5 protein-coding genes are annotated in these 3,850 nt (G+C 67.5%); 3 read left to right on the top strand and 2 right to left on the bottom strand.

All coding sequences use genetic code 11. The annotated features are described in order from the left end of the window. The coding region (locus tag AC1DZ6_RS20995) for an alpha/beta fold hydrolase (RefSeq protein WP_477099073.1) at nucleotides 1-440 on the top strand (440 nt) is incomplete at its 5' end. Here AC1DZ6_RS20995 and AC1DZ6_RS20990 read toward each other — a convergent pair. Together AC1DZ6_RS20990 and AC1DZ6_RS20985 are read right to left on the bottom strand one after the other, a co-directional pair. After that, nucleotides 437-1,717, bottom strand: a complete 1,281-nt coding sequence (locus tag AC1DZ6_RS20990; RefSeq protein WP_477099072.1) for a hypothetical protein — start codon at nucleotides 1,715-1,717, stop codon at nucleotides 437-439. The two genes, AC1DZ6_RS20995 and AC1DZ6_RS20990, sit on opposite strands and share 4 nt — an antisense overlap. A 50-nt stretch (nucleotides 1,718-1,767) precedes the next feature. After that, complete coding sequence (locus AC1DZ6_RS20985) at nucleotides 1,768-2,760, bottom strand: helix-turn-helix transcriptional regulator (protein WP_477099071.1); 993 nt, start codon at nucleotides 2,758-2,760, stop codon at nucleotides 1,768-1,770. A gap of 95 nt (nucleotides 2,761-2,855) precedes the next feature. Here AC1DZ6_RS20985 and AC1DZ6_RS20980 point away from each other — a divergent pair, with 95 nt between their 5' ends. Continuing rightward, complete coding sequence (locus tag AC1DZ6_RS20980) at nucleotides 2,856-3,218, top strand: hypothetical protein (protein WP_477099070.1); 363 nt, start codon at nucleotides 2,856-2,858, stop codon at nucleotides 3,216-3,218. Between the two features lie 295 nt (nucleotides 3,219-3,513). Further along, on the top strand, nucleotides 3,514-3,850 hold a 337-nt coding region (locus AC1DZ6_RS20975), incomplete at its 3' end, for a flagellin (protein ID WP_477099069.1).

The raw sequence follows: 3,850 nt of genomic DNA, 5'->3' as shown, positions 1-3,850 counted from the left end.
GACTGGTGCTGGTCGGGGCGGCGGTGAACGGCTTCAAGCCCACCGAGCATTTCATGAAGCGGACCATGACGCTGGTGACGCTGATGTCACAGGGCCGTCTCGCCGACGCCGCCAAGGACCCCTACATCCTGACGCCGGGCGCCGAGGCCCAACGCGCCTTCGTCGTCGCCGACCTGACCGCCCATCCCGGCAATTTCGGCGCGGCCCGGATGATCCAGGACGGACCCGAGGTCATGGGCCGACTGGGTGAGATCAAGGTCCCGACCCTGATCGTCACCGGCGAGATCGACATCCCCGACGTCCACGCCCACGCCGGCGCCTTGGAAGCGCTGATCCCGGGCGCGAAACGGATCGTCATGACCAGCGGCGGCCACTTCCTCTATCTGGAGCAGCCGGGCGCCTTCGCCGAAATGGTCATGGCTTTCGCCAGCCGGCCCTAGCGCGCCTTGGCTCGCGCTTCGGCGCGGCGGGCGTTGACCAGGGCCTGGACCCGGGTCCAGCCCGCGTTGCTGGCGATGATGTCGATCGACTCGCCGGTCGACCACTCCTCCGGCTTCGTGGTCCTGTCGTGCGTGGCGTCGATGTCCGCCCCGGCCTCGATCAGCGCGATGGCCGCCTCCTCGTTGGAAACCGTCAGGAGCGGGGGGACTCCCAGGTCGTCGCGCGCATTGGGATCGGCGCCGTGGCGCAGCAACAGCCTGACGACATCCGGACCAACGCCCGAGTGAAGCAGGGTGTGACCGTTGGCGTCCCGCGCATCGACAGGGAGGCCATGCTTCACCATCAGGGCCGCGGTCGCCGGGGCGTCGGCCTGCCGGGAAACGCCGTCTCGACAGCGAAGAACATGGATCGTCATGGCCTTGGGCTGGAGCACCACGCCCTCGTCCAGGATGGTCTGCACGATCTCCGGCTGGCAGGATCGGGAGGCCGCGAGCAAGGCCCTCTGCTTGACCTCCGGCGTCGCCGACGTCCAGGCCCCGGCGTCGAGCAGCGCCCGCAGGATGTCGAGCCTGCCGTTGTACGCCGCGACCTCGACCGGCGTGGTCAGGTCATGGAAGGGGTCGATGCGGGTGGCGTCCAAGGGAAAGCCACGCGCGATCAACGCCTGCATGGCGGCCAGGTCGTAAGCCTCGGCGACGGCGAAGACCAGGCGCTGACCGCCGAGCGAGCGCGGGTCCAGGCCCTCTTGCTCGAAGACCCGGACCGTCTGCGGCGTGGCGCGGATCCAGCGTTCGGGCGACGCGATCGCGTAGGCGGCGCTGACCAGTTCGTCGAACTGTTTGGGCTCGTTGGTCGTGTTGAAGATCGGATTGGTGGCCGCCTCGACGCAACGCTCGAAGCCGGCGCCGCGTACGCAGAGCTTGGACCGCTGGGTGGGCGACACCCACCCCTTGTAGAGGGGCTTCATGCCCAGGAAGGACGAGTCTTCGACCTGGCGAAACAAGTCCTCCGTCTTTTGGCGGGAGACCAGGATCCTGTGCTCTCCCGGCAGCAGGACGTCGGGCCCGCCGTTGAACACGATCTCGCCGTCGCGATGGATTTCCATGGCGTAGTTCTGGGACGACGAATGGCTCTTCCAGTTGGTCACGACGATGACGTCCGCCGCCGCCAGCTGGCGGCGGGCCGCCTGTTGGGCTTCGATCCCGCGCCATCCGACGAACAGCGCGATCGCGGCCAGTCCCACGGCGACGCCGATTTTCAGGGTCTTCCCGAACATGCTCCCCCCAAGACCCGTCCCTCAACCTTAGCGGTGCGGGTTGGGACTCGCTAGAGCGGCGAGGACTTCGTGTGCGCAGCCAACGCCGCCTGGAGCTCCTGAACCATCATCTCCCGCAAGCCCGGCGGCGAGACGATCTCCACCGCGTCGCCCCAGGTGAACAGGTGCCAGGACAGCTCCAGCATGCCGCTGGCCCGGAAGGCGACGGTGACCGAGCCGTCCGGCTCCTGGGTGACGGTCTGGTTGGGGTGGAAGCGCCAGCGCAGGGCGTCGTCGGCGCGCGCGGCGGCGACGCGCAGCACCACGTCCTCGATCGGGCCGTGATAGATGCCGAAACTCTCATCGGCGAAGGCCTGCAGCGAGAAGTCCTCGGGCGGCGGGGCCGGCTCGTCCAGGACCGCGACGGCCTGCATGCGATCCAGGCGGAAGGTGCGGGGACGAGGGTCCTTGCCTTCCGTCGCCACCAGATAGTTGCTGTGGCCGAACAGGATGCCCAGGGGCGTGACCTTGCGGGTCCGGCCCGGCGCGCTGCCGCCCTCGTAGCGGAACGACAGGGCCTGCAGGCCTTTCACGGCGGTCCGGATGGCCGTGAGCACCTGTTCGCTCTCGAAAGGACGCGGCCCGGGATGGACGGCGATGGTCTCCGCCTGGACCAGGGCCTCGACGTCGGGCGCCACCTTGCGGCGGGCGGCGCCGCGCAGGGCCGACAGCAGCTTGCGCTCCAGCGCGTACAGCGACGCCGCCCGCCCTTCCGCTCCGCCGGCGGCGTAGCTGTCGGCCGCGGTGCGCAGGGCCGCCAGCTCCTCGGCGGTCGGGGTCTGGAACAGGCTGTCCAGGCCGGACGGAATGCGGAAGCGCTTGGTCGGCGGATCCTCGATCGCCTCCATCTGGGGGAAGGCGTTCCAGACCGCGTCGCGCATCCGCTCGGCGGTGCGCCGGCCCACGTCCATGGCCCGGGCCATTTCGTCCAGCGTCATGCCCTCGGACGATCCGGCCAGCATTCGGGCCAGGTCCAGCAGTCGGGTCGCCTTGTCGTGTCGCATGGCCCAACTCTATACGACCGTTTTTGACGCACAACACCCGCAAAAGGGAGACTGAAGAAAACCGCCGGGCAGAAGGCCCGATCTGGAGCCCTCCGATGAACCGTCTCCTCGCCCAGGCCCATCTGCTTGCTCGGGATTGGCACGCCGTCCCGGTCAACGCCGCCATGATCTCGGCCGTGCTCGACTTCGCCGACATCCACCGCGACCTGGGCGGCGGGCGCACCCTGATGCGGCTGAGCCCCGAGCGGGTGCTGCGCGCCGACATCATCCTGCTGCTGGGCCGCGACGCCGAGCGCGCCGCCGACATCGGCCTGGTGTGGAACGATCGCGAGGATCAGATCGTCCGGATCATCGACGACGCGGCCCTGCGCGCCTCGCGGCAGACGGCCTGGGAAGAGGCCTTCGACCTTTTCGACGCCGACGACCGCGACGTGGCGCCGCACCGTCTGTGCGCCTGAGGCAAGGCGGCCGGACATTTGGCCGCAGCCCTCTACAACTTCTCATGGCGCGGTTTTGCGCCGGCCTTTTCCACGCCCCTAACATTCGCAACAAAAACCTCAATACTGCGTCAGATCGCCACATAAACCCTAGACTGTAAATACAGCACTGCATATTTTGCCGACTACACAGTCACGCTAGAGCAGAAGATTCCGGGTTCACCCATTTTTTACGCCCCGACGACACCCTGGTGGCGAGCAAAATGCTCTCGGCAGTCAAAACGACGCCGGACAACCTTGAATAGGAACTCGTCGGATGCCGCTGAATAGCGTCAACACCAACTCGGGCGCGATGATCGCCCTGCAGAACCTGAACTCCACCAATTCGGAACTCCAGGTCACGCAACAACGCATCAATACCGGCAAGAAGATCAGCAGCGCCAAGGACAACGGCGCGATCTGGGCGACCGCCAAGGTCCAGTCCTCGACCGCCAGCTCGCTGAACGCCGTGAAGGACTCGCTGCAACGCGGCCAGTCGACCATCGACGTGGCTCTGGCCGCCGGCGACACCGTCACCGACCTGCTGGGCAAGATGAAGGAAAAGGCCCTGGCCGCTTCCGACACCTCTTTGAACACCGCTTCGTTCAACGCCC

The organism is Caulobacter sp. P1_B12_2 (assembly GCF_056406675.1).
This window is presented reverse-complemented; position numbering and strand designations above follow the sequence as displayed.